Genomic DNA, 20,025 nt, shown 5'->3' with positions numbered 1-20,025 from the left:
CTCGGTTCGAACGAATGACGGTTGCGCAGGAAGCTAGCCATCTGCGCTTTAAGAAATGCTTTCGTTGCCGCGCCTTGGCCGAGGGAATTCACCGGGCTTTTTATCTAATCCAAGGTAGGTCGTGCCGCTTCACGGGCTCTCGGCTTGTGTGCCGGTCCAACATCGGCCATACGGAAGTGGCGTGAGCATGGCAGGCAGAAACATGCAGATTGAAAAGACGTCGCTTCCAGGCGTGCTGATTTTGGTCCCGCGTCGTCATGGCGATGCGCGCGGGTTTTTCTCGGAAAGCTGGAACCGGAAGACGCTGCGCGAAGCCGGACTGGACCTGCCGGAATTCGTGCAGGACAACCATTCGATGTCCGCAGCCGTCGGCACGCTGAGGGGACTGCATTTCCAGTCTCCGCCGCACCCGCAGGGCAAGCTGGTTCGATGTGGTCGGGGGCGGCTTTTCGACGTAGCGGTTGACGTTCGCAAGGGCAGCCCGACCTATGGCCAGTGGGTGGGCGAAGAGTTGTCCTTTGAAAACGGAAGGCAGCTGTGGGTTCCCGCAGGCTTCCTGCACGGTTTTGTCACTCGCGAGCCCGACACTGAGATCTGCTACAAATGCACCGGCCACTATGCCCCGGAATGCGATGGCGGCGTGGCCTGGGACAGCGTGGGAATAGATTGGGGACTTTCGGTCGAGCCGATCCTTTCCGGCAAGGACGCCGTTGCTCAATCACTTGAAGATTTTGACAGCCCCTTCGTCTACGAAGGTCCTTTCGATTACGAGGCCGGATTATGAAGATTTTGGTAACGGGTGGCGCGGGTTTCATCGGCTCGGCAGTGGTGCGGCTGGCGGTAAGACGCGGGCATGAGGTGGTCAATCTTGACAGCCTGACCTATGCCGCGAACCTGGAAAACGTCGCTTCGGTTTCGAACAGCCCGCTTTACGCCTTCGAAAAGGCCGACCTGCGCGACCGCGCCGCGCTGGACCGCGTGCTTTCCGAACATCAGCCCGACGCGATCATGCATCTTGCCGCCGAAAGCCATGTCGACCGATCGATTGACGGGCCGGGCGATTTCATCGAGACGAACATCTCGGGCACATACAACCTGCTGGAAGCGGCGCGCAGCTATTGGGTGGGGCAGGGCCGGCCCGAAGGCTTCCGTTTCCACCATATCTCGACCGACGAGGTCTTCGGCAGCCTTGGCGAGACCGGGCAGTTCACCGAGGAAACCCCCTACGATCCGCGCAGCCCCTATTCCGCCAGCAAGGCGGCCTCGGACCACCTCGTTCGCGCATGGCACGAAACCTATGGTCTACCGGTCGTGCTGACCAATTGTTCCAACAATTACGGCCCGTTCCATTTCCCCGAGAAACTGGTGCCGGTGGTGATCCTGAACGCCCTGCACGGCCGCCCGATCCCGGTCTATGGCGACGGCGGGAATGTGCGCGACTGGCTCTTTGTCGAGGACCATGCCGATGCGCTGTTGCTGGTGCTGGAAAAGGGCGAGCTTGGCCGCAGCTACAATATCGGCGGCGAGAACGAGGCGAAGAACATCGATCTCGTGCGGACGATCTGCGCCCATATGGACGCGCTGCGTCCCGAAAGCGCGCCCCATGATCGGCTGATCACCTTTGTCACCGACCGGCCCGGCCATGATCGTCGCTACGCGATCGACCCGACGCGGATCCGCACCGAACTGGGCTGGCAACCCTCGGTCACGGTCGAAGAGGGGCTGCGTCGCACCGTCGAATGGTATCTGGAAAACGAGGACTGGTGGCAGCCGCTGCTGGGCCGGCAGGGCGTAGGTCAGCGACTGGGGACGGCATGACGGGCCTTCTGGTCTTCGGCAGCACCGGACAGGTCGCGACCGAGCTTCGCCGGCTCGCACCGGATGCCAGCTTCCTTGGTCGTGAAGCGGCAGAACTTTCAGATCCCGAGGCATGCGCCGCCGCCATTCTGGCGCATCGTCCCGAGGCGGTGATCAATGCCGCCGCCTATACCGCGGTGGACCGCGCCGAAAGTGAAACCGAGCTCGCGCAGTGCATAAACAGTCTCGCGCCTGCCGCCATGGCGCGCGCGGCGGCCGAACTTGGCGTGCCCTTCCTGCAGATCTCGACGGATTACGTCTTCGACGGTTCGGGCGAACGTCCCTGGCGTGAAGATGACGCGACCGGCCCGCTTGGCGCCTACGGTGCAACCAAGCTCGACGGTGAGCGCGGAATTGCCGAAGCGGGCGGGCAATGGGCGGTGCTGCGGACCTCGTGGGTCTTCTCGGCGCATGGGGCTAACTTCGTCAAGACGATGATGCGTCTTGGCAAGGAACGTGACGAGCTGCGCGTCGTGGCCGACCAGCATGGCGGCCCGACCCCGGCAGCGGATATCGCCGCAGCCTGCCTGGACATGATCCGGTCGATGCGTAAGCAGCCTGGCAAAGGTGGCATCTACCATTTTTCCGGAGCGCCGGACACGAGCTGGGCCGGGTTCGCGAGGACGATCATGAAGCAGGCGGGCTTGTCCTGCCGCGTCACCGATATCTCGACAAGCGACTACCCGACCCCTGCGCGACGGCCGGGAAATTCGCGGTTGGATTGCAGAGCGATCATGAGGGATTTTGGCATCGCACGCCCTGACTGGCATGCGGGTCTCGAGAAAGTAGTGACGGAGCTAGAGCAATGACCGAGAAGTCCAGACCGGCAACCGGCCGCAAGGGAATCATCCTGGCCGGAGGTTCGGGAACGCGGCTCTATCCGATTACCATGGGCGTCTCGAAGCAGCTCCTGCCGATTTACGACAAGCCGATGATCTACTACCCGATTTCGGTTCTCATGTTTGCCGGCATCCGCGATATCGCGATCATCACCACGCCCGAAGATCAGGAGCAGTTTCGCCGGCTGCTGAGCGACGGAAGCCAATGGGGGCTGAACTTCGAATATATCGTTCAGCCCTCGCCCGACGGCCTGGCGCAGGCCTATATCCTGGCCGAGGATTTCCTGGCAGGGGCACCTTCTGCCATGGTCCTTGGTGACAACATCTTTTTCGGACATGGTCTGCCCCTGCTGCTTGAAGCTGCGGACCGGCGGATCGAAGGGGGCACCGTCTTCGGCTATCGCGTGGCTGATCCGGAACGCTACGGTGTGGTGGCGTTCGACGAGGCGGGCAAGGCCCGCGCGATCATCGAAAAGCCCAGCGTTCCGCCTTCGGATTATGCAGTTACGGGGCTTTACTTTCTGGACGGCAGCGCACCCCAGCGCGCCCGCGAGGTGCGGCCATCAGACCGGGGCGAGCTTGAGATCACGACCCTGCTTGAAACTTATCTGCACGAGGACAGCCTGACGGTCGAACGCATGGGTCGGGGCTTTGCGTGGCTTGATACCGGAACCCATGCGAGCCTTCTCGACGCGGGCAATTTCGTTCGCACGCTGGAACAGCGGCAGGGCCTTCAGACTGGCTGCCCGGACGAGATCGCCTTCGATCAGGGCTGGATCGATCAGGACGCGCTTGCCGAGCGGGCGAAGAAATTCTCCAAGAACGACTACGGCAAGTATCTGGCGCGGCTGCTGCCCTGAACGGATCAGGCCACGCCCCTTTCGTGATCGGGTAAGCGCAGCCTTCCGGCCAGTGCCGCCGCCATGATGGCAATCGTGCCCGTGCGGCTCTGGCGATAGAGCCGCATCCGCAGAGCCTGGGCCACGGCACGGGGACCACTGGCTTCGATGAGGCGGCCGAAGCCTTCCAGAAGACGGCGGTTTTCGGGTAAAAGCAGATCCCTTGCATCTTCAAGCGCGACCTGATTGCGGGCGATCCAGCCCGCATAGCTGCCGTCAAACAACATCGAAAAGCGGGCGGCGCGGGCGCGGGGCGTGTCGTTGCGGCCCATCACGTTGTTGCCATGCTGTCGATAGCGCACGACCTGCGCGTCATCCCGGCGGATTCTTGCGCCCGCCCCCGACAGAAGCTGATAGACCCACCAGTCATGCGAGATGACGCCCGCCGCGTCGGCGGCAGCGGCGCCCGATTGAAGGATGCGCAAAGCCGCCGCATTCACGACTGTCGTGTTTCCCGGCAGGCATGCCTGAACAAGCGCGTTTCGGAACCCGAACGGGCCGGGGAAATGGGGCGCCGGCGCCAGTTCGTTCATGTTTTCGTCGCAGATGGTGGTCCGCGCGGCATAGACCGCCGGCCCGTCCTGCCGAGCAAGCCAATCGACCGCCCGAGCGAGCTTGTCAGGGTTCCAGATGTCGTCCTGATCCGAAAAGGCGACCCAGCCGGACGCATCTGCCTGGCGGATGAGCCACAGGAAATTCGCAGTCGCGCCGCGCTCCGGTCCCGCGACAAGCTCGATTCGACCGGACGGGCGGGTCGCTGCGTAGTTCCTCACGATGCTCGTCGTCGCATCGGTCGAACCGTCATCCGACACGATGAGCCGCCAGTTCCTATGGCTTTGCGAAAGGATGCTTTCAAGCTGTGCGGGCAGATACCGTTCGCCATTCCGGGTCGCCATGAGGATGGTGATCTGAGGCTGCAAGCAAGGCTCTCCGGTCTGTGTTTTCCACGTCCTATACTGCGCGGGCGGGCCTTGACCAGAGCGGGTCAGCCGTCCTGTCGGCCGATCTCCTCGATCAGTACATTGCTGATGCGTTCGTCACCCGCCCGGCGCGCAGCCGTCACGAGCGCGGCCCTGATCCTGCCCAGGCTCTGATCCGACGTGAAGTTGCCATCGAAACCTCCGGTATTGGCCTCGACGAGCAGCGCGTTCAGAAGTGCGTCGCGCAGCCGATGCTCCCTCGCCACGATCTCGGCCGAGCTGTCCTTGGGCATTTCGATCGTCAGTGTCAGGACCATGATGGCGAGGGTGGTTCCGTTCCGCATCACAGGAACGAAGAACTGGTTGGGGAAGCGGAACCAGTCCAATTCGACCTCGGTGTCATGGCCGTCAGCCGTGGTGCCATGCATGCCTTGGGGCGTGTCCTCGGAATGGCTGTGTTCTGCGCCGGACAGGGTATCGGTCGGGACGGCGTCGTGTTCGACCGGCCTGGCTGCCTGAAGCATGTCGCCGCCCAATGCGCCGACCACAAAGCCCAGCAGCGGCAAAATCCATGTGATGATGCGTTTCATGGTCTCTGGACCTCAATAGGGGAGGAGGATATCGGCCACTTGCTGACCATAGCGTGGTTGCTGCACGTCCGTGATCTGGCCGCGCCCGCCATACGAAATCCGCGCGCCGGCGATCCGGTCATATGAGATTTCGTTCCGGCGCCCGATATCCGAAGGGCGGACAAAGCCGGTCACGGTCAAAACCCTGACCTCGAAATTCACGCGAACTTCCTGCGAACCCTCGATGCGCAGGACGCCGTTCGGCATGGTCTCGATCACGGTGGCCGCAACCCTCAGGGTCATCTTGTCGCGCCGCGAGATATTGCCGCTGCCCTTGTAGGTGGACGACCCCTTGGCTTCGGCCAGCTCGTCCATGCTGGCGCCATCGGGAAGGCGCGCGTCGATGCGTTGCACGATGCCCGCCATCTGCGGAATGCTCACCTTGTCCGAAGAGGACCGGCTGCGCCCCGAGCTGTTCTGCATCTCTGCCTTGTCGTCGATCTCGATGACCACGGTCAGGATATCACCCCGCTTTCCCGCCCGGCGATCACCCACCAGCGAGTTTTGCGATGCGTTCCAAAGCGATGCGGTGCCACCGGTCCGATCCGGCAAGTCATCCATGATCACCGCGGGATTGGCCAGCGCGCGAAATTCCATGCTCTCTTCCGGCGCGGTCATTTTCGGAGCCCGGCCAAGATGGCCGACGCGTCCGCAGCCCGACGACAGCAAGGTGAGCGCAATCGCGATGGTCACAAGCGGGCAGGTCCCGCGCCGTTCGGTTTTCATCTCAGATCACCCCTAGTTCTCATGGACGATCACGGTGCCGTTCGGGGCAATGCGACCCACGACCGTGATGCGCGACGCATTGTTCATGACCCTGATGACATCCCCGACGGCGCCGGATGACAGCGCCCGGCCATCCGCTTCGATCCGCAGGGCTGCCTTTTCATAGGCGATGGTCACGAGCGCATTGCGACCAACGGCGATGGGCTTGCCAACCTGGCCCGTCCCGATCGGCCGCCCCTCGGTCACCATCACGCGCAGTTCCTGGCCGATGACGTCAGCGGGGTCGCGAAAGGCTCCTTCCGCGCCGGGTGCGATCCGTAGGTCGTCTGTAGCGAGGACCGTTCCGGCCTGAAGCGTGCGGGCCGCCACGACGGCTTCGGCCATTACCGGGAGGGGAAGGGCGGACAGGATCAGGATCAAGGACCGCATCAGCGCACCTGGACCGTTGCACCGAGCATCTGATCGGCGGCGGTGATGACCTTTGAGTTCAGCTCGTAGCCGCGTTGGGCCTTGATGAGTTCGGTGATTTCCTTGACCGGATCAACGGCGCTCTCCTCAAGGTATCCCGCCCTCAGCGTTCCCAGGCCCTCTTCCCCGGCCGCGGCCACCTGCGGTGCGCCGGATGCGGTCGTTTCAAGGAACATGTTCGAGCCGATCGCCTCGAGACCCTTTTCGTTCAGGAACCCCGCCAAGGTGATCTGGCCCAGGGATTCGGGTTCCACGCGGTCGCTGAAATAGGCAAAGACCTCGCCTGCCGGGCTGATCGAAACGCTGCTCGCCTCTTGCGGGATGGTGATGTCGGGCACGATGGGAAACCCTTCAGAGGTGACGATCTGCCCTTCGGCCGAGCGCTTGAGACTGCCGTCGCGGGTATAGGCCGAGACGCCCGAAGGCATCGTGACCTCGAGGTAGCCGTTTCCGTCGATGGCAATGTCGAGGTCGCCATTGGTCTGGACAAGCCCGCCTTGCCCCAGCATGACCGTCACCGCAGCCGAGCGGACCCCCATCCCCAACTGCACGCCCGCAGGAACCATGGCGCCGTTGGTGGCGGTGAGCGTGCCTGGCCGGGTCGCCTGCTGGTATTGCAGGTCCGCGAATTCGGCGCGGCGGGGGTTGAAGCCGGTGGTCGACATGTTGGCGAGGTTGTTCGAAATGACCTCGACCCGCATCTGCTGTGCACTCATGCCGGTCGCGGCGATCTGAAGGGCTTTCATGGATTATCCTTTCATCGCGTCAGCGAAGTGATGGCCTGTCGGATCCGCTGGTCTTCCTGATCGAGGAATGACTGGCCAAGCTCGTAGGCGCGTTGGATTTCGATCATGCGCGCGATCTCGGTCACTGGATCGACATTCGAATCCTCCAGGAAACCTTGGCGCAAGACAGGTTCGGCAAGAGGCTCGGGGGCGGGACCAGCTTCGAAAAGCGTCCCTGCAACGTGGCGCAGGTCCGACGGATCGGGGCTCGCGAAGACACCCACCCGTCCGACCGGTTCGCCATCCGCTGAAAGGGTTCCGTCAGTGCCGATGCCGATGCTGCGCGCCCCGGGTGGAATCGCGATCGGTGCCTGCCCGTCGTCCAGCAGCGCAAACCCGTCGGGATTGACGATCTCCCCCTCGGCATTCGGCATGAAGGCCCCAGCCCGCGTCAGGCGGTTCCCCTGAGGCGTCTGGACCATGAAGAAGCCATCGCCATCGATCGCGAGGTCGTATTGGCCGCCGGTTTTCGTCACCCCACCCGCCGCTAGATCGACCATGCGACCGCGGATGTTCGCCATTGCAAGGGTCTCTCCGTCATTCCGCAGGGGCACCATATATTCCGAAAAGACGACGCCCTCACGCTTGAACCCGGTGGTGTTCGCATTGGCGATGTTGTTGGCCACCGCGCGCATTTCCCGCATCAATCCCGATTGCCGTGTGAGCGAGGCATAGATCGCATTGTCCATCGTCTAGGACCCCGCGATCAGCGCCACGATCTGGTCGGTGAAGAAACCGGCCAGAACCGTCGTCATGAAGCTCATGCTGACCCAGAAGACCACGAGCATCAGCCCGATCTTGGGCACGAAGGTCAGCGTCATTTCCTGCACCGAGGTCAGGGCCTGAAAAAGACCGATCACCACGCCGACGACCAGCGCGGTCACCAGAAGCGGCGACGACATTCGAACCGCGATCCAAAGTGCCTGGCGGGTCATGTCGAAGATGACGTTCTCGTCCATGTTCCGCCTCAGACCGGCATGCGCAGGATTTCCTGATAGGCTTCGACCACCTTGTCTCGGATAGCGACGGCGGCCTCGAGCGCGATTTCGGCCTGCGCAATGCTCTGGACAAGCTGGTGGGTGTCGGTCGCCCCGGTCATCGCGCCGGTCGAGGCGATATCGACCTGGTCCATCACGCTCGCGAACTCGGAGGCGGCGCGGGACATCCCATCCGGCAGCCCCTGTGCGGGTTGGATCGCGGGACGTGCGCGATCATAGGCGGTCGCGGCAAGATTGGGAGAGATCATGGTGCTTCCTTTCAGCGGCGGATGAGGTCGAGCAGCGCGCTGCCCATCTGGCGGGATTGTTCGAAGATACGCAGGTTCGCCTCATAGCTGCGGCTGGCTTCACGCGCGTCGGCCGTCTCGATAACCAGGTCGACATTCGAGCCGAGATAATTGCCATCCTCATCTGCGAGTGGATGCGAAGGGTCGTGGACCTGGGGCAGGTGGCTTCGATCAAGCCGGGTGTGGCTTGGCTCGACCGCACCGGTTGGACGACCGAAATCCATCGCTGCCTCGAACGAGACGAGCTTGCGCCGGTAGCCCGGAGTGTCGGCATTCGCGATGTTCTCGGATACGTGACGCAGCCGGACCGACTGGGCACGCATGCCGGACGCGGCGATATCAAGTGCGGAAAGTGTGTCGGGCATCGCTGGTTCCTATGCGCGGTGGCCAAGGCTGGTGCGGATCAGGCTCAGCGCCGAGCGCGTCACAGCCACCGAAAGGTCGAAGGCGCGGCGGGCATCGGCGCTTCGGACCATCTCCTCCTCGAGTGAGACGGTGTTGCCATTCGGAGCGGGCTCACCTCCGGCGTCCCGGACGTTCGCCCGATCGATCCAGCCAGTGGTGTTCAGGTGGCGGCCGTCTGTCATGCGCAGCTCGAAGCCGCCCCCGCTCCGAAACTGATCCGAGAAGCCTTCCACGTCACGGGCCCTGAATCCGGGTGTGTCGGAATTGGCGACATTCTCGGCAATAAGCTTCTGCCTTTGCGTGGCATGGGCGGTCAAAGCGCCGGCCATGCGCAGGGTTTCTATTCGATCAAACATCGAGGCTTCTCCCCGTTCGAATAAACCCGGTCTTAACCCCAATAGGTTTAGAAATGGTTTCGTGTTTCCCGCGATGGGAGCTTTTAGGGAATTCACGATGGATAAAATTGAATCAGTTGCCCAGCGGATCAGAGCAATTCGCCATGCGTGCCACTTCGGTCGCGTTTCGACGATCGAGAACGCGCTGGTCACGGTCGAAGGACTCAGTGCCCATGCTGCCCTAGGGGATCGGGTGGCACTTGGGGAAGCGGAAGGCGGTCAACTTTGCGGCGAGATCGTTGCCCTGAGGTGTTCAGCCGCAGTCGTGTTGCCCGAGGGCTCGGCCGAGGGGCTGGCAATCGGTGCGCAAAGCGAACTTCTCTCGGCGCCCTATCTGGCGCCATGCGATGCCTGGCTGGGGCGTGTGATCGACCCTCTGGGAAGGCCGCTGGACGGCCGGTCGCTGGTGCAGGGTCGGCTTCGGCGTGGCTTTCGCTGCCCACCGCCGCTGGCGGCCTCGCGAAACCGTCTGGGCGACAGGCTGGATACGGGCCTTGCCGTCTTCGATACCTTGCTTCCACTTGTCCGCGGGCAGCGGCTGGGGCTTTTCGCCGGGTCCGGGGTTGGGAAATCGACGCTGCTTTCGGCGCTCGCCCGCGGTGTGACTGCCGATGTCGTGGTCATCGCGTTGATCGGCGAGCGCGGACGGGAGTTACGCGAATTTGTCGAGGATGTGTTGGGACCAGAAGGCCTCGCGCGTTCGGTCATCGTCGCGGCGACCTCTGACCAATCTCCGCTCATGCGCCGTCGCTGCGCCTGGGCTGCGATGACCGTGGCCGAGCATTTTCGGGACCAGGGACTCCAGGTGCTGTTCCTGGCGGACTCGATTACCCGCTTTGCCGAGGCCCACCGTGAGATCGCCCTGGCCGCAGGCGAAAGCCCGAGTTATCGCGGTTTTCCGCCCTCGGTATCGCAATTGATCATGTCGTTGGCCGAGCGTTCGGGGCCGGGACCCGAGGGCTTCGGCGATATCACGGCGATCTTCAGCGTATTGGTGGCAGGTTCGGATATGGAGGAACCGGTGGCAGACATCTTGCGCGGCGTCCTGGACGGGCATGTCGTGCTGGACCGCGCGATTGCCGAAAGGGGAAGGTTCCCCGCCATCGACGTGCTCCGTTCGGTTTCGCGGTCGCTGCCGCGCGCGGCGTCGGAGGCCGAGAATGCGCTGATTTCCCGGGCGCGCGCCGCCTTGGGGATCTATGCGGATTCCGAACTGATGATCCGAGCGGGTCTCTACGCGACGGGCAGCGACCCCAGGCTTGACGAAGCGGTTCGGATCTATCCCGCGCTTGATGCCTTCTTTTCCCGCGAAAGCACTGGGGCGGTGCAAGCCTTCGACATGCTGGCTGAGGCGCTTGGGGATCAGTCAGCGCGACATCGATAGGGCGTCATTGACAGAGGCGGAAATCCGAACTGCGTGCCTTGATGTCCAGATGCAGGTGGTCTTCATGCGCCGCATTGGCGCCCGGGCCAAGTACGGTGGTGAAATACAGACATGCCGTCGACCGCACCGCACGCTGAAAGGCCTCGGCCATATCGCCATCGTCCTTGCGTGTCCCGATTTCGATCCGGCTTCCGTCCTGGAACCTGAAGGCCGCGATGTCGAGCGCGTTGCCAAAGGCATGCTCGGAGAGCTTTTCTCCGCCGTTCCCGATCGTGGGGCGGCATTGATAGGTCGATCCCGGCTCCAGCCCGACAAGCCGCGGCTGGCCCGGCAGGAATGTTGTCGCGGGACGCACGAAATCACGCAGCCAATGCGCCAGATGCCGCGCCGTGTCGCAGCGCATCAGCGCGCCGCCGTCGATCTCGATGCCCGGAAGAGGGGACTTCAATCGCAGGGGGCGCGCAATTCCGCATTGGGGATGATCAGCCTCAGTGACGGCGGTTTCTTCGCTGAAATCCGCGCCAAGAAGCGTCAGCTCAAGCAGGCAGGCCGAATAGCTGAAGTCGTCTTCGCGCAGGATGTGCTGCATCGGAACGCCCGACCGATCTTGTTCGGGAGTTGCCGCGCCAGTATTTTCCTCACCCGGCTCACCCGGCTCACCCGGCTCACCCGGCTCACCCGGCTCACTCGGCCCACTTGAGGGGCGTGTTTCTGCCTCGGGCTGGGGATCTGCTTCCTCCGGACGCGGGTTCGGCCGCGCCTCGGCTTGAGGTGTCAAGTCGGCGGGCCGAACTTGTGGCCTGGGTTCCTCGGCGGCCAGCACGAGCGGCATCAGAGTCGCCAGGATGAAGGTTCTGTAGCCCCGCATCGGCCTAGAGGTTCGGTGCTGCGGGTTGGGGCGGCGGCAAAGGCTTCCCGGTAACCGGGTTATCCGCCGCCAATGTCGAGTTTCCGGGAAGAGCGACGCTTGCCGCCACATCCTCGGCCCGCTGGGCCAGCATTTCATCGGCCAGCGCCTCGGCGCGTGCCAGCGCCGCGCTCAGCGCTTCGGCTTCTTTCGCTTGCCTGATTTCTTCCGCTTGGGGCTGCGGTGCCTTCTTCGGAGGAGCTACAATGGTCAGAGCGGTTGTTGCCGCTGCTGCCTCCAGGAACGAAGATGCGCTTTTTGCCGCGCGGGACGCCATATCGGAAGATCGCATCGGTGGACGGCTTCCCGAAATGATGCTGATCGGCGCGACATTGCCCGCCGGTTGGGCGATCGCCCCCGTGGCGTCGGCAATGCTCACGCCGGGCGCGAGGAATTCGACCGTTGTGACCTTGGCCTTGACCATGTGGGCCAGTTCCCAGGCATCCCAGTTCGTAAGCCGCACGCAGCCATGCGACTGATTCACGAACAACCGCGAAGGTGTGGCCGTGCCGTGCAGGCCATAGGTGGGCTCGCTGAGATCGATCCAGACATTGCCCACCGGGCCGTTCGGCCCCGGTGGCACGATCAGCACGCGGTCATTGTCGCCCTGTTTGAAGTTCCGCTTGGGGTTGTAGGTGTAGGTGGGGTCAAGCGCGACGGCTGTGACCAGATGCAGACCGTGCGGGGACGGGGTATCGGACGATCCTACGGTGGCTGGATAGTCGGCCACCATGTTGCCCTGCGCGTCATAGGCAGCAACGCGACGCGTCTGCTTGTCGACGATGATACGCGTCACCGTCGCGCGGATCGGTTTTGCCGGTCGGGTGACGCTGATCGTCACGCCCGGCACAAAGGCAAGATCCTCGTTGAGCTTGGCCAGGAATTTCTCATCCATGTGGAAGCGTTCGGCGAGCCTTTCGAGAACGCTCGTATAGCCCTGCGAGCTCATGGCGGCCTTTTCGGCATAATCGCTCGGGATGCGGTCAACCAGCCCCTGCTCATCCTTTTCGGTGATTGTATATGTCGTGGTGATCGGATCGGCGGAATAGCCCTGAAGCAGGTTCCAAAGGGTCATGTCCATCCGGCCCGTCATCGGCAACCCTGCCCTACGCTGGAATGCCATGATTGCGCTTTCGCTCATGCCGCCGCGCCATCCGTCGACAACGCCCGGTGAAATGCCCGAACGGTCAAGCAGGACCTGAACCTTCGCGGTCAGGGCCGACTGGCCGGGCGGGAGATCGCCACCCGAATAGGTCGCATTGTCGATCTCGGCACCCGAGATCGACTTCAGCGCCTTGGCGGGACCGCCGCTTGCCGGGACGGCTGCTGTTGCCGTCATCGTAGCGGCCTGCGCGGGAAGCGTCGCGGCCACCGTGGATGCCTGTGGTCGGGGCAGCGGGCGCGGATTGGCCCAGCCGCCTTCCGCAGGCAGAATGGTCAGGGCCGCGGCCAGCGGCAGGAATAGGCCAGCGAATGGGCTGTTCGGGAACATGCTCGATTCCGGTTGTCTTGCTTTATTTTCTTGTCTGTTTTGTCGAGCTTTGTCCGTCCGCGCGCTTATGGCAAGCATCGGGTGAGGACGGTGTCGAATTCCGGCTTATATCTGCGCCTCGAAACGATGGCTGCCAGGGAAATAGCGCCGCGAAAATGATACGGGCATGTTATTGAGCCATTCGAGCCGTTCGAGCTCAAGCGCAGGCTCGCCTGCTGCGATATCCAGGGCAGGGGCGATGAATGCTTCATCCGCCTTTGTCACGCCGATCGAGAGGCTCGCCCGATTGAGCGGCACATTTCCCAGCAGCCATTCGCAGACACTCATCCGTTCGAGCACATCCGGGGTCAACCCAGGTGCAGCGAACGTATTGGTCCAACGTTCCTCGCAGCAATGAGGCTTGCCGTCGGCGTAAAAGACGATCTGGCTGTAAAGCAGGACTTCGGTGCTGCGCAGCAGCATGGCATTGGCGACCTGCAAGGGTGGCGTGGTTTCTTTAGCGTTTACAAGCCGGTATCCGTATGCATGGCCGGCTGCCTCGAGTTCGCGCCGCAAAAGCGACCGGACGAGCTGTGCGCGAGGATGAATCGCGACGCGGGTGCCCACTTTGCGGCGTCGCTGGACCACGCCGGATTCGGCCAAAGCCTGCATCGCGCGGTTCACGGTGGCTCTGGCGCAGCGCAGTTCCGTCGCCAGATCACATTCCGTCGGGATCAGTTCGCCTTCTTTCCAGATGCCGCTCTGGATCCGCTCAAGCACGATATCCTGCACGGCCTGCCAGGTCATTCCTTTGCGGCGCGAGCCGATCGGAAGCGATCCTGCGGAAGGGGTAAGGGTCTTCGAAAAATGAGTCATAATGAACTTTAGTCATCCGTAAGTTGTCAGGGGCGACTGGTTACGGTCGACAGGAGATTTTGCGCAGGGTCCATCGCGACGTCATGGATTGGCAGCAACTGTCGGAAACAAAACAAAACACTCGGAGTGGGGTTCTGACGCGTTATGCCTGCTTCGGTCAAGCCTCTTCCTCCGCAAGTCACGATCAAATTTCGTGCCGAGTTGACAATGTTCGCGTCGCGGCGGAATGTCGCGCGCACTCAGCAAGAGGTCTGCTCGTGTCGGAAGCAACGGCATTTCGGGGCGCGAGTCCCGCAACCACCGCATGGTCGGTGCTGATCGCAATCAGCCTGTGCCATATGATAAACGACGTCATGCAGTCGATGCTGTCCGCGATCTACCCGCTGCTGCAGCAGGAGTTCGCTCTGTCCTATTGGCAAATCGGCATGATGACATTTGCCTTCCAGGTTACGGCATCGCTCTTGCAGCCGGTCGTCGGGGCGGTCACGGACAGAAATCCGATGCCGAAATCGCTTGCGGTCGGCATGGGATCGACCTTTGTCGGTGTGCTGATGTTGGCGCTGGCCCATGAATACTGGGTGCTGCTGATCGGCGCGATGTTGATTGGGGTCGGGTCATCCGTCTTCCATCCGGAAAGCTCGCGCGTGGCGCGCATCGCCTCGGGCGGTCGCTTCGGCACGGCCCAATCCCTGTTTCAGCTTGGGGGGAATTTCGGACAGGCGATGGGGCCGCTTCTGGCGGCCTTCATCGTGGTGCCGCTGGGGCGGCCGTCGATCGCCATCTTCTCTGCAGCGGCGATGCTGGGTTCGGCGATCCTATGGCGCATCGGTGCCTGGGCCGAAGGGCGACGGAAAGCCTCTGGCAGTCGGCCGAGCACGGCACTCCAGCTGTCGCGTCCCCGTGTCGTCACGGCCATCTGTGTGCTGGCACTGCTGACCTTCACGAAGAACATCTACACGGCCAGCCTATCCAGCTATTATACCTTCTTCCTGATCGAGAAGTTCGGCCTGACCACCCAGCAGGCGCAGATCATGCTGTTCCTGTTTCTTGGTGGCATGGCGGCCGGGGTCATTCTGGGTGGCGTCATCGGCGACCGGATAGGACCGCTCAAGGTGATCTGGTTCTCGATCCTGGGCATCCTGCCCTTTACGCTGGCGCTTCCCCATGTCGGCCTGGCCGCGACGGGAATGCTTACCGTCATCATCGGCCTGATCCTTGCCTCGGCCTTCCCGGCGATCGTCGTTTTTGCACAGGAACTGGTACCCGGTCGCACGGGGCTGATCGCGGGCATCTTCTTCGGCTTTGCTTTCGGCATGGGCGGTATTGCCGCGGCTGTCCTGGGTCTGGTGGCGGATGCCAAGGGGATCGAGTTCGTCTATAGCATCTGCTCCTATCTGCCGCTGATGGGGCTTCTCACAATCCTTCTGCCGCGCATCCCGCGGTCCTGACATCGAACGGAACACCATGAGCACGATCAAGATCAGGCCGCTGACGGCCGAGGAATTCGCGCCTTTCGGCGAGCTGCTGGCCCCGCGTGCCCAAGCCACCAGGATGATCAATGCAGGGCGTTGCGAACGCCACCACGCGCTTGCCGAGGTCGAACGCTCGGGAGGCGAGGCGATCATCTCGATCTTCCGGTCCGAACCCGTGAGCCTTCCCTATGACTGCACCCTGCTTGAACGGCACCCCTTGGGTTCGCAGGCGTTCATGCCGCTTGACGCCCGCCCCTGGCTTTCCATCGTCGCCCCTGACGACGCCGGCCGTCCCGGTGCGCCGATTGCCTTCCTTGTCCCGGCTGGGGTGGGGGTGAACCTGCGCGCTGGCGTCTGGCACGGGGTTCTGACGCCCCTTGACCACGCCGCCGATTTCCTGGTGGTTGATCGCGAAGGCGAAGGCATCAATCTGGAAGAGGTGGTCATCGATCCGGTGACCGTTACCGCATGACGGGCCCTGACTATTCCTTCGAGGACGCCGCGATCGTTTCCGGCGCGCGCTATGTGGCCGGAGTCGACGAAGTCGGTCGCGGACCACTTGCTGGTCCGGTCACGGCTGCGGCCGTCATTCTCGAAGTCGGGTGTATCCCCGAAGGGCTCAACGATTCAAAGAAGCTGACCGCCAAGCGCCGCGCCGTGCTGGCGGAGGTGATCATGGCCAGCTGCGACTGGTCGGTCGCACATGCAACCGTCGAGGAAATCGACGAGCTGAACATCCTGCGCGCCTCACATCTGGCGATGTGTCGCGCGATCGCCGGGCTGCGGCAGCGTCCGTGCGTCGCGCTCATTGACGGCAACATGTTGCCGGACGGTCTGGATCTTCCGGGGCAGGCCATCATCGGCGGAGATGCGCGCAGCCTCTCCATTTCCGCCGCTTCGATCATCGCCAAGATGTGGCGCGATCGCATCATGGTGGATTTGGCGCAACAGCATCCCGGCTACGGCTGGGAAGCGAATGCAGGTTACCCTACGCCAGCACATCGTCGTGCACTGCTAGATCTGGGGGTAACCCCACATCATAGACGCAGCTTCGCCCCGGTCCACAATATCTTGTGTAAAGGCCAATCGGCAAGCTCTTGATTCAAAAAAGAAATTGACGCCGAATCGGGTCTGAATCATGATCTGCCCAACAAGATCGGCTATTCAAGAGCCGAAATCCGAGGCAGTGATGACCAAGCATGTTTCCAGATCCCGCGTTTCTGCGCGGCCTATTCCGCTTAACCAGATCCTTGCCGGTGACTGCGTCAAGGTGATGAATTCGTTGCCGGAAAGCAGCGTGGACCTGATCTTCGCCGATCCACCCTACAATCTTCAGCTAAAGGGTGAGCTGCACCGCCCCGACAATTCCAAGGTCGATGCGGTCGACGATCACTGGGATCAGTTTTCTGGTTTTGCCGCATATGATCGCTTTACCCGCGACTGGCTGGCGGCTGCGCGCCGCGTGCTCAAGCCCGACGGGGCGATGTGGGTGATTGGTTCGTATCACAACATCTACCGTGTCGGGGCCGAGTTGCAGAACCAGGGTTTCTGGATCCTGAACGATGTCGTCTGGCGCAAGTCGAACCCGATGCCGAACTTTCGCGGCAAGCGGCTGACGAACGCCCATGAGACGATGATCTGGGTCTCGAAATCGGAAAACGCCAAGTACACCTTCAATTACGAGGCGCTGAAATCGCTCAACGAAGGCGTTCAGATGCGCTCGGACTGGGTGCTTCCGATCTGCACCGGTGGTGAGAGGCTGAAGGACAAGGATGGCTCGAAGGCGCATCCGACCCAGAAACCGGAAGCCTTGCTGCACCGCATTCTTGTCGGCTCGACCAATCCCGGCGACGTCGTGTTGGACCCGTTCTTCGGCACCGGAACCACCGGGGCTGTGGCCAAGATGCTGGGCCGCGACTTCATCGGGATCGAACGCGAAGAGGCATATCGCGAGGTCGCGGCCAAGCGCATTGCCCGCGTGCGCAAATTCGACAATGAGGCCCTTGTGACCACGAAGGCGAAGCGGGCCGAACCGCGCGTGCCTTTCGGTCAGGTCATCGAACGCGGCATGCTGCGTCCGGGCGAGGAGCTTTATTCCACGGATAGCCGCTACAAGGTCAAGGTCCGCGCCGATGGCAGCCTTGTCGGCCATGACATGAAAGGCTCGATCCACCAGTTGGGCGCTGCTCTTGAAGGCGCACCTTCCTGCAACGGCTGGACCTATTGGCATTTCCGCAGGGAAGGGCGGATGGTTCCGATCGACATGCTGCGTCAGCAGATCCGGGCCGAGATGGAGGCCGAAAAGGGCCGCCCCAACTAGTCACCAAAGTTTTCGCCGTGTCCCGACGCATCGCGAGCTCTGGCGCGACCGGGACCGCCTTGCCCCGTCCGGCCGCGAAACCTGCCGGGCGGGGTCTTTTTGCGCAGTCTCCGGGTCTCAGGCAGCGGCGCGCGGCAGAGGCAGGGTGCCGCGGTTATAGGCCGACCAGTCCTCGATATCGGGATAGAACTGCCGTCTCCATGCGCGCACGCGCGGGTTCATGCGTCGCCGCCACAGGGGGGGCACCATCGCCATGAACGTCATTGCAGGGTAACCCATCGGAAGTTGCGGGGCTTCTTCCTTGCTGTAGGTCTGCAGCAATGGAAAACGCCGATCAGGCTTGTAGTGATGATCGGAATGGCGCTGCAGGTTGATCAGCAGCCAGTTCGTCGCCTTATGGGACGAGTTCCAGCTATGGCGGGGCAGGACATGTTCGTAGCGCCCGTTGCCAAGGTGGCGGCGGGTCAGGCCATAATGTTCGACATAGTTCGTCAGCTCGAGCTGCCAGACCGCGACAAAGGCCTGCCAGACAAACAGCAAAAGACCCTGCCAGCCCCCCAGCAGCAAGGCCAGGGCAAGCATCACCAGTTGCAGCCCGGCATACCGCCAGAATGGATTTCGGAGGTCGAATTTCGACCTTTTGGCCCGAGCAAGGCGACGCGTTTCGGCCTGCCAGGCGCTTTTCGGGCATTCCTTCAGCACGCGCAGGAAAAAGCGGAAGAATCCTTCGTTGTAGCGGGCCGAAACGGCATCGCGGGGTGTCGCCACCCAGCTATGGTGAACCAGCATGTGCTCGGATCGGAAATGGGAATAAAGCGTCGAGGCCAGAAGCAGGTCGCCCAGCCAGCGCTCGACAGGGTTCTTCTGGTGCAGCAGCTCATGCGCATAGACGATACCGATCGTGCCTGACGCAACGCCGATGCCGAAGAAAAGGCCAATCCTTTCCCAGCCCGACAGCCCACTTCGCGACGCGAACCAGATCCCGCCGAAAATCATCGCGGCCTGAACCGGAAACCAGATGATCGTGATGGCGCGATACCAGAAAAGCTGCGTCTCGGGAGTTTCTGTGTCGGGATTTTCGTCGTTCAGACCCAGAATGCTGTCCAGCATGGTCGTAAGATACCAAGCATAGACCGGCATCAGCAGGAACCACCAGCCTCCCCAACGCATCGCAAGGAGAGCCAGCGGAACCATTCCCAGCGATAGCCAGAAGGGAAGGGCATCGATCAATCGGGCACGAAAGGCATTTTGCATTAATCAACCATCAGGTGTTTGAGGCTGGCTTGCCATTGCGACGGAATGTCGCGGGCGGGCTGGGGTGGGACGGGCCAGCGCCCATGCCTTGCGCATGAGCCCGGGCAGGGCGGTGGGTTGAAACTCGGCCAGCGACACAAGCCTGCCACGTCGCGGAGCTTCATTCAGATCAGCGGTCATGACGACCAGATCCAGCGCGAAATGGGTGAAAACATGGCGGACGACCCCCAGCTCGCGCCAGACGGCTTCGGCAGGCGGGCCAAGATCCGAGCCATCCCAGCCGCTTGACGGAAATGCCAGGGTGCCGCCGAGCAATCCCTTGTCAGGGCGGGTCTCGACGAGGATCGAGCTGTCCGAAAAGCCGACCCATACCGCCCCCTTCCGGAGCGGCTTCGCCTTTTTGGCTGCCTTGCGCGGCAATTGGGCGGCAATGCCCTGACTGCGTGCCTCGCAATACGCGGACAGGGGGCAGATCCCGCAGGCGGGGCTGCGGGGGGTGCAGATCGTCGCGCCAAGATCCATCATCGCCTGCGCGTAGTCGCCCGGCCGGTCCAGAGGCGTCAGTGCCGACGCGAAGTCGTGGATCTCGGGCTTTGAGACGGGCAAGGGTGTTTCGATCGCGAACAGGCGCGAGACGACGCGTTCCACATTGCCATCCACCACCGTCTCGGGGCGGTCGAAAGCGATCGCGCTGATCGCGGCCGAGGTATAGGGGCCGATGCCGGGCAAGCTGCGAAGCCCTTCACGCGTGTCGGGAAAGGAACCCAATGCCGAAACGGCACGGGCGCAAGCCACGAGGTTCCGGGCGCGGGCGTAATAGCCAAGCCCTGCCCATTCGGCCATCACCTGATCGTCCGCCGCGGCGGCCAGGTCGTGCACTGTCGGCCATAATTGCGTGAAACGTTCGAAATATTGCTTTACCGCGGCGACCGTTGTTTGTTGCAGCATGACCTCGGACAACCAGACGCGGTATGGGTCCGCCTGTCCCTTTCCCGCGGGTACGCGCCAAGGCAGGACGCGGGCGTGGCGGTCGTACCAGGCCAGCAGTTCGGTCGAGATCAAGCCCGAGTCACGCAATTTTCAGTTTCTCCGCTCTGGCGTCCGGGCGCGCCTCGGTCCAGACTGCGCGCCAG

The 20,025-nt window shown here is 62.6% G+C and carries 24 protein-coding genes; 9 read left to right on the top strand and 15 right to left on the bottom strand.

Going from position 1 to position 20,025, the window contains the following annotated elements:
• Nucleotides 1-202 precede the first annotated feature (202 nt).
• Genes rfbC through rfbA form a run of 4 tightly spaced genes read left to right on the top strand, consistent with a single transcriptional unit; the run spans nt 203 to nt 3,556 of the window.
• Nucleotides 203-784, top strand: a complete 582-nt coding sequence (gene rfbC, locus RGQ15_RS01890) for a dTDP-4-dehydrorhamnose 3,5-epimerase (RefSeq protein ID WP_311158520.1) — start codon at nt 203-205, stop codon at nt 782-784.
• Nucleotides 781-1,818: a dTDP-glucose 4,6-dehydratase gene (gene rfbB / locus RGQ15_RS01885; RefSeq protein WP_311158518.1), complete on the top strand. Its 1,038-nt coding sequence runs from the start codon at nt 781-783 to the stop codon at nt 1,816-1,818. The genes rfbC and rfbB overlap by 4 nt, the downstream gene beginning before the upstream one ends.
• Complete coding sequence (rfbD, locus tag RGQ15_RS01880; RefSeq protein WP_311158517.1) at nt 1,815-2,666, top strand: dTDP-4-dehydrorhamnose reductase; 852 nt, start codon at nt 1,815-1,817, stop codon at nt 2,664-2,666. The genes rfbB and rfbD overlap by 4 nt, the downstream gene beginning before the upstream one ends.
• Complete coding sequence (gene rfbA, locus RGQ15_RS01875; protein ID WP_311158516.1) at nt 2,663-3,556, top strand: glucose-1-phosphate thymidylyltransferase RfbA; 894 nt, start codon at nt 2,663-2,665, stop codon at nt 3,554-3,556. Before rfbD ends, rfbA begins: the two co-directional genes overlap by 4 nt.
• A gap of 5 nt (nt 3,557-3,561) precedes the next feature.
• On the opposite strand, the gene RGQ15_RS01870 is transcribed toward rfbA, so the two are convergent.
• From RGQ15_RS01870 to RGQ15_RS01825, 10 genes are all read right to left on the bottom strand, one after another.
• Nucleotides 3,562-4,515, bottom strand: a complete 954-nt coding sequence (locus tag RGQ15_RS01870) for a glycosyltransferase family 2 protein (RefSeq protein ID WP_311158515.1) — start codon at nt 4,513-4,515, stop codon at nt 3,562-3,564.
• Between the two features lie 65 nt (nt 4,516-4,580).
• A complete protein-coding gene (locus tag RGQ15_RS01865; RefSeq protein ID WP_311158514.1) occupies nt 4,581-5,105 on the bottom strand; it encodes a hypothetical protein in 525 nt (174 codons plus the stop codon).
• Nucleotides 5,106-5,117: 12 nt separating this feature from the next.
• Nucleotides 5,118-5,870, bottom strand: coding sequence for a flagellar basal body L-ring protein FlgH (gene flgH, locus RGQ15_RS01860; RefSeq protein WP_311158513.1), 753 nt, complete (start codon nt 5,868-5,870; stop codon nt 5,118-5,120).
• Nucleotides 5,871-5,882: 12 nt separating this feature from the next.
• The gene (gene flgA, locus RGQ15_RS01855) at nt 5,883-6,299 is read right to left on the bottom strand and encodes a flagellar basal body P-ring formation chaperone FlgA (RefSeq protein ID WP_311158512.1); all 417 of its coding nucleotides are present in this window, start codon (nt 6,297-6,299) and stop codon (nt 5,883-5,885) included.
• Nucleotides 6,299-7,084: a flagellar basal-body rod protein FlgG gene (gene flgG / locus RGQ15_RS01850; RefSeq protein ID WP_311158511.1), complete on the bottom strand. Its 786-nt coding sequence runs from the start codon at nt 7,082-7,084 to the stop codon at nt 6,299-6,301. The genes flgA and flgG overlap by 1 nt, the downstream gene beginning before the upstream one ends.
• A gap of 11 nt (nt 7,085-7,095) precedes the next feature.
• Nucleotides 7,096-7,812: a flagellar hook-basal body complex protein gene (locus RGQ15_RS01845; protein ID WP_311158510.1), complete on the bottom strand. Its 717-nt coding sequence runs from the start codon at nt 7,810-7,812 to the stop codon at nt 7,096-7,098.
• Between the two features lie 3 nt (nt 7,813-7,815).
• Complete coding sequence (locus RGQ15_RS01840) at nt 7,816-8,082, bottom strand: flagellar biosynthetic protein FliQ (RefSeq protein WP_311158509.1); 267 nt, start codon at nt 8,080-8,082, stop codon at nt 7,816-7,818.
• Nucleotides 8,083-8,090: 8 nt separating this feature from the next.
• Nucleotides 8,091-8,369, bottom strand: a complete 279-nt coding sequence (locus RGQ15_RS01835) for a flagellar hook-basal body complex protein FliE (protein WP_311158508.1) — start codon at nt 8,367-8,369, stop codon at nt 8,091-8,093.
• Between the two features lie 11 nt (nt 8,370-8,380).
• Nucleotides 8,381-8,773 carry a flagellar basal body rod protein FlgC gene (gene flgC / locus RGQ15_RS01830; protein ID WP_311158507.1) on the bottom strand — a complete coding sequence of 131 codons (393 nt, stop codon included), beginning with the start codon at nt 8,771-8,773 and terminating at the stop codon, nt 8,381-8,383.
• Between the two features lie 9 nt (nt 8,774-8,782).
• Nucleotides 8,783-9,169: a FlgB family protein gene (locus tag RGQ15_RS01825; RefSeq protein ID WP_311158506.1), complete on the bottom strand. Its 387-nt coding sequence runs from the start codon at nt 9,167-9,169 to the stop codon at nt 8,783-8,785.
• A gap of 97 nt (nt 9,170-9,266) precedes the next feature.
• Between RGQ15_RS01825 and RGQ15_RS01820 the strand changes: the two genes are divergently transcribed.
• Nucleotides 9,267-10,592, top strand: a complete 1,326-nt coding sequence (locus tag RGQ15_RS01820) for a FliI/YscN family ATPase (protein WP_311158505.1) — start codon at nt 9,267-9,269, stop codon at nt 10,590-10,592.
• Between the two features lie 4 nt (nt 10,593-10,596).
• On the opposite strand, the gene RGQ15_RS01815 is transcribed toward RGQ15_RS01820, so the two are convergent.
• The 3 genes from RGQ15_RS01815 to RGQ15_RS01805 form a co-directional block, all read right to left on the bottom strand.
• Nucleotides 10,597-11,460, bottom strand: a complete 864-nt coding sequence (locus RGQ15_RS01815; RefSeq protein ID WP_311158504.1) for an extensin-like domain-containing protein — start codon at nt 11,458-11,460, stop codon at nt 10,597-10,599.
• A gap of 4 nt (nt 11,461-11,464) precedes the next feature.
• Nucleotides 11,465-12,991 (bottom strand): L,D-transpeptidase family protein, encoded by a 1,527-nt coding sequence (locus RGQ15_RS01810; protein WP_311158503.1) that lies wholly within the window; start codon nt 12,989-12,991, stop codon nt 11,465-11,467.
• Nucleotides 12,992-13,096: 105 nt separating this feature from the next.
• The gene (locus tag RGQ15_RS01805; protein WP_311158502.1) at nt 13,097-13,846 is read right to left on the bottom strand and encodes a GntR family transcriptional regulator; all 750 of its coding nucleotides are present in this window, start codon (nt 13,844-13,846) and stop codon (nt 13,097-13,099) included.
• Between the two features lie 251 nt (nt 13,847-14,097).
• On the opposite strand from RGQ15_RS01805, the gene RGQ15_RS01800 reads away from it, so the two are divergent.
• The 4 genes from RGQ15_RS01800 to RGQ15_RS01785 all read left to right on the top strand — a co-directional run bounded on the left by RGQ15_RS01800 (nt 14,098) and on the right by RGQ15_RS01785 (nt 17,638).
• Complete coding sequence (locus RGQ15_RS01800; protein ID WP_311161013.1) at nt 14,098-15,294, top strand: MFS transporter; 1,197 nt, start codon at nt 14,098-14,100, stop codon at nt 15,292-15,294.
• 16 nt (nt 15,295-15,310) lie between these two features.
• The gene (locus RGQ15_RS01795) at nt 15,311-15,790 is read left to right on the top strand and encodes an ureidoglycolate lyase (RefSeq protein WP_311158500.1); all 480 of its coding nucleotides are present in this window, start codon (nt 15,311-15,313) and stop codon (nt 15,788-15,790) included.
• On the top strand, nt 15,787-16,419 hold the full coding sequence (locus RGQ15_RS01790; protein WP_311158499.1) for a ribonuclease HII: 633 nt from the start codon (nt 15,787-15,789) through the stop codon (nt 16,417-16,419). The genes RGQ15_RS01795 and RGQ15_RS01790 overlap by 4 nt, the downstream gene beginning before the upstream one ends.
• An 88-nt stretch (nt 16,420-16,507) precedes the next feature.
• A complete protein-coding gene (locus RGQ15_RS01785) occupies nt 16,508-17,638 on the top strand; it encodes a site-specific DNA-methyltransferase (protein WP_311158498.1) in 1,131 nt (376 codons plus the stop codon).
• A gap of 117 nt (nt 17,639-17,755) precedes the next feature.
• Here the strand turns inward: RGQ15_RS01785 and RGQ15_RS01780 are convergent, their stop codons facing one another.
• Together RGQ15_RS01780 and mutY are read right to left on the bottom strand one after the other, a co-directional pair.
• Nucleotides 17,756-18,892, bottom strand: coding sequence for an alkane 1-monooxygenase (locus RGQ15_RS01780; protein ID WP_311158497.1), 1,137 nt, complete (start codon nt 18,890-18,892; stop codon nt 17,756-17,758).
• Nucleotides 18,893-18,895: 3 nt separating this feature from the next.
• Complete coding sequence (gene mutY / locus RGQ15_RS01775) at nt 18,896-19,969, bottom strand: A/G-specific adenine glycosylase (protein ID WP_311158496.1); 1,074 nt, start codon at nt 19,967-19,969, stop codon at nt 18,896-18,898.
• Nucleotides 19,970-20,025 lie beyond the last annotated feature (56 nt).

Origin of the sequence: Paracoccus sp. MBLB3053, assembly GCF_031822435.1 — a bacterium.
Lineage (GTDB): Bacteria > Pseudomonadota > Alphaproteobacteria > Rhodobacterales > Rhodobacteraceae > Paracoccus > Paracoccus aurantius.
This window is presented reverse-complemented; position numbering and strand designations above follow the sequence as displayed.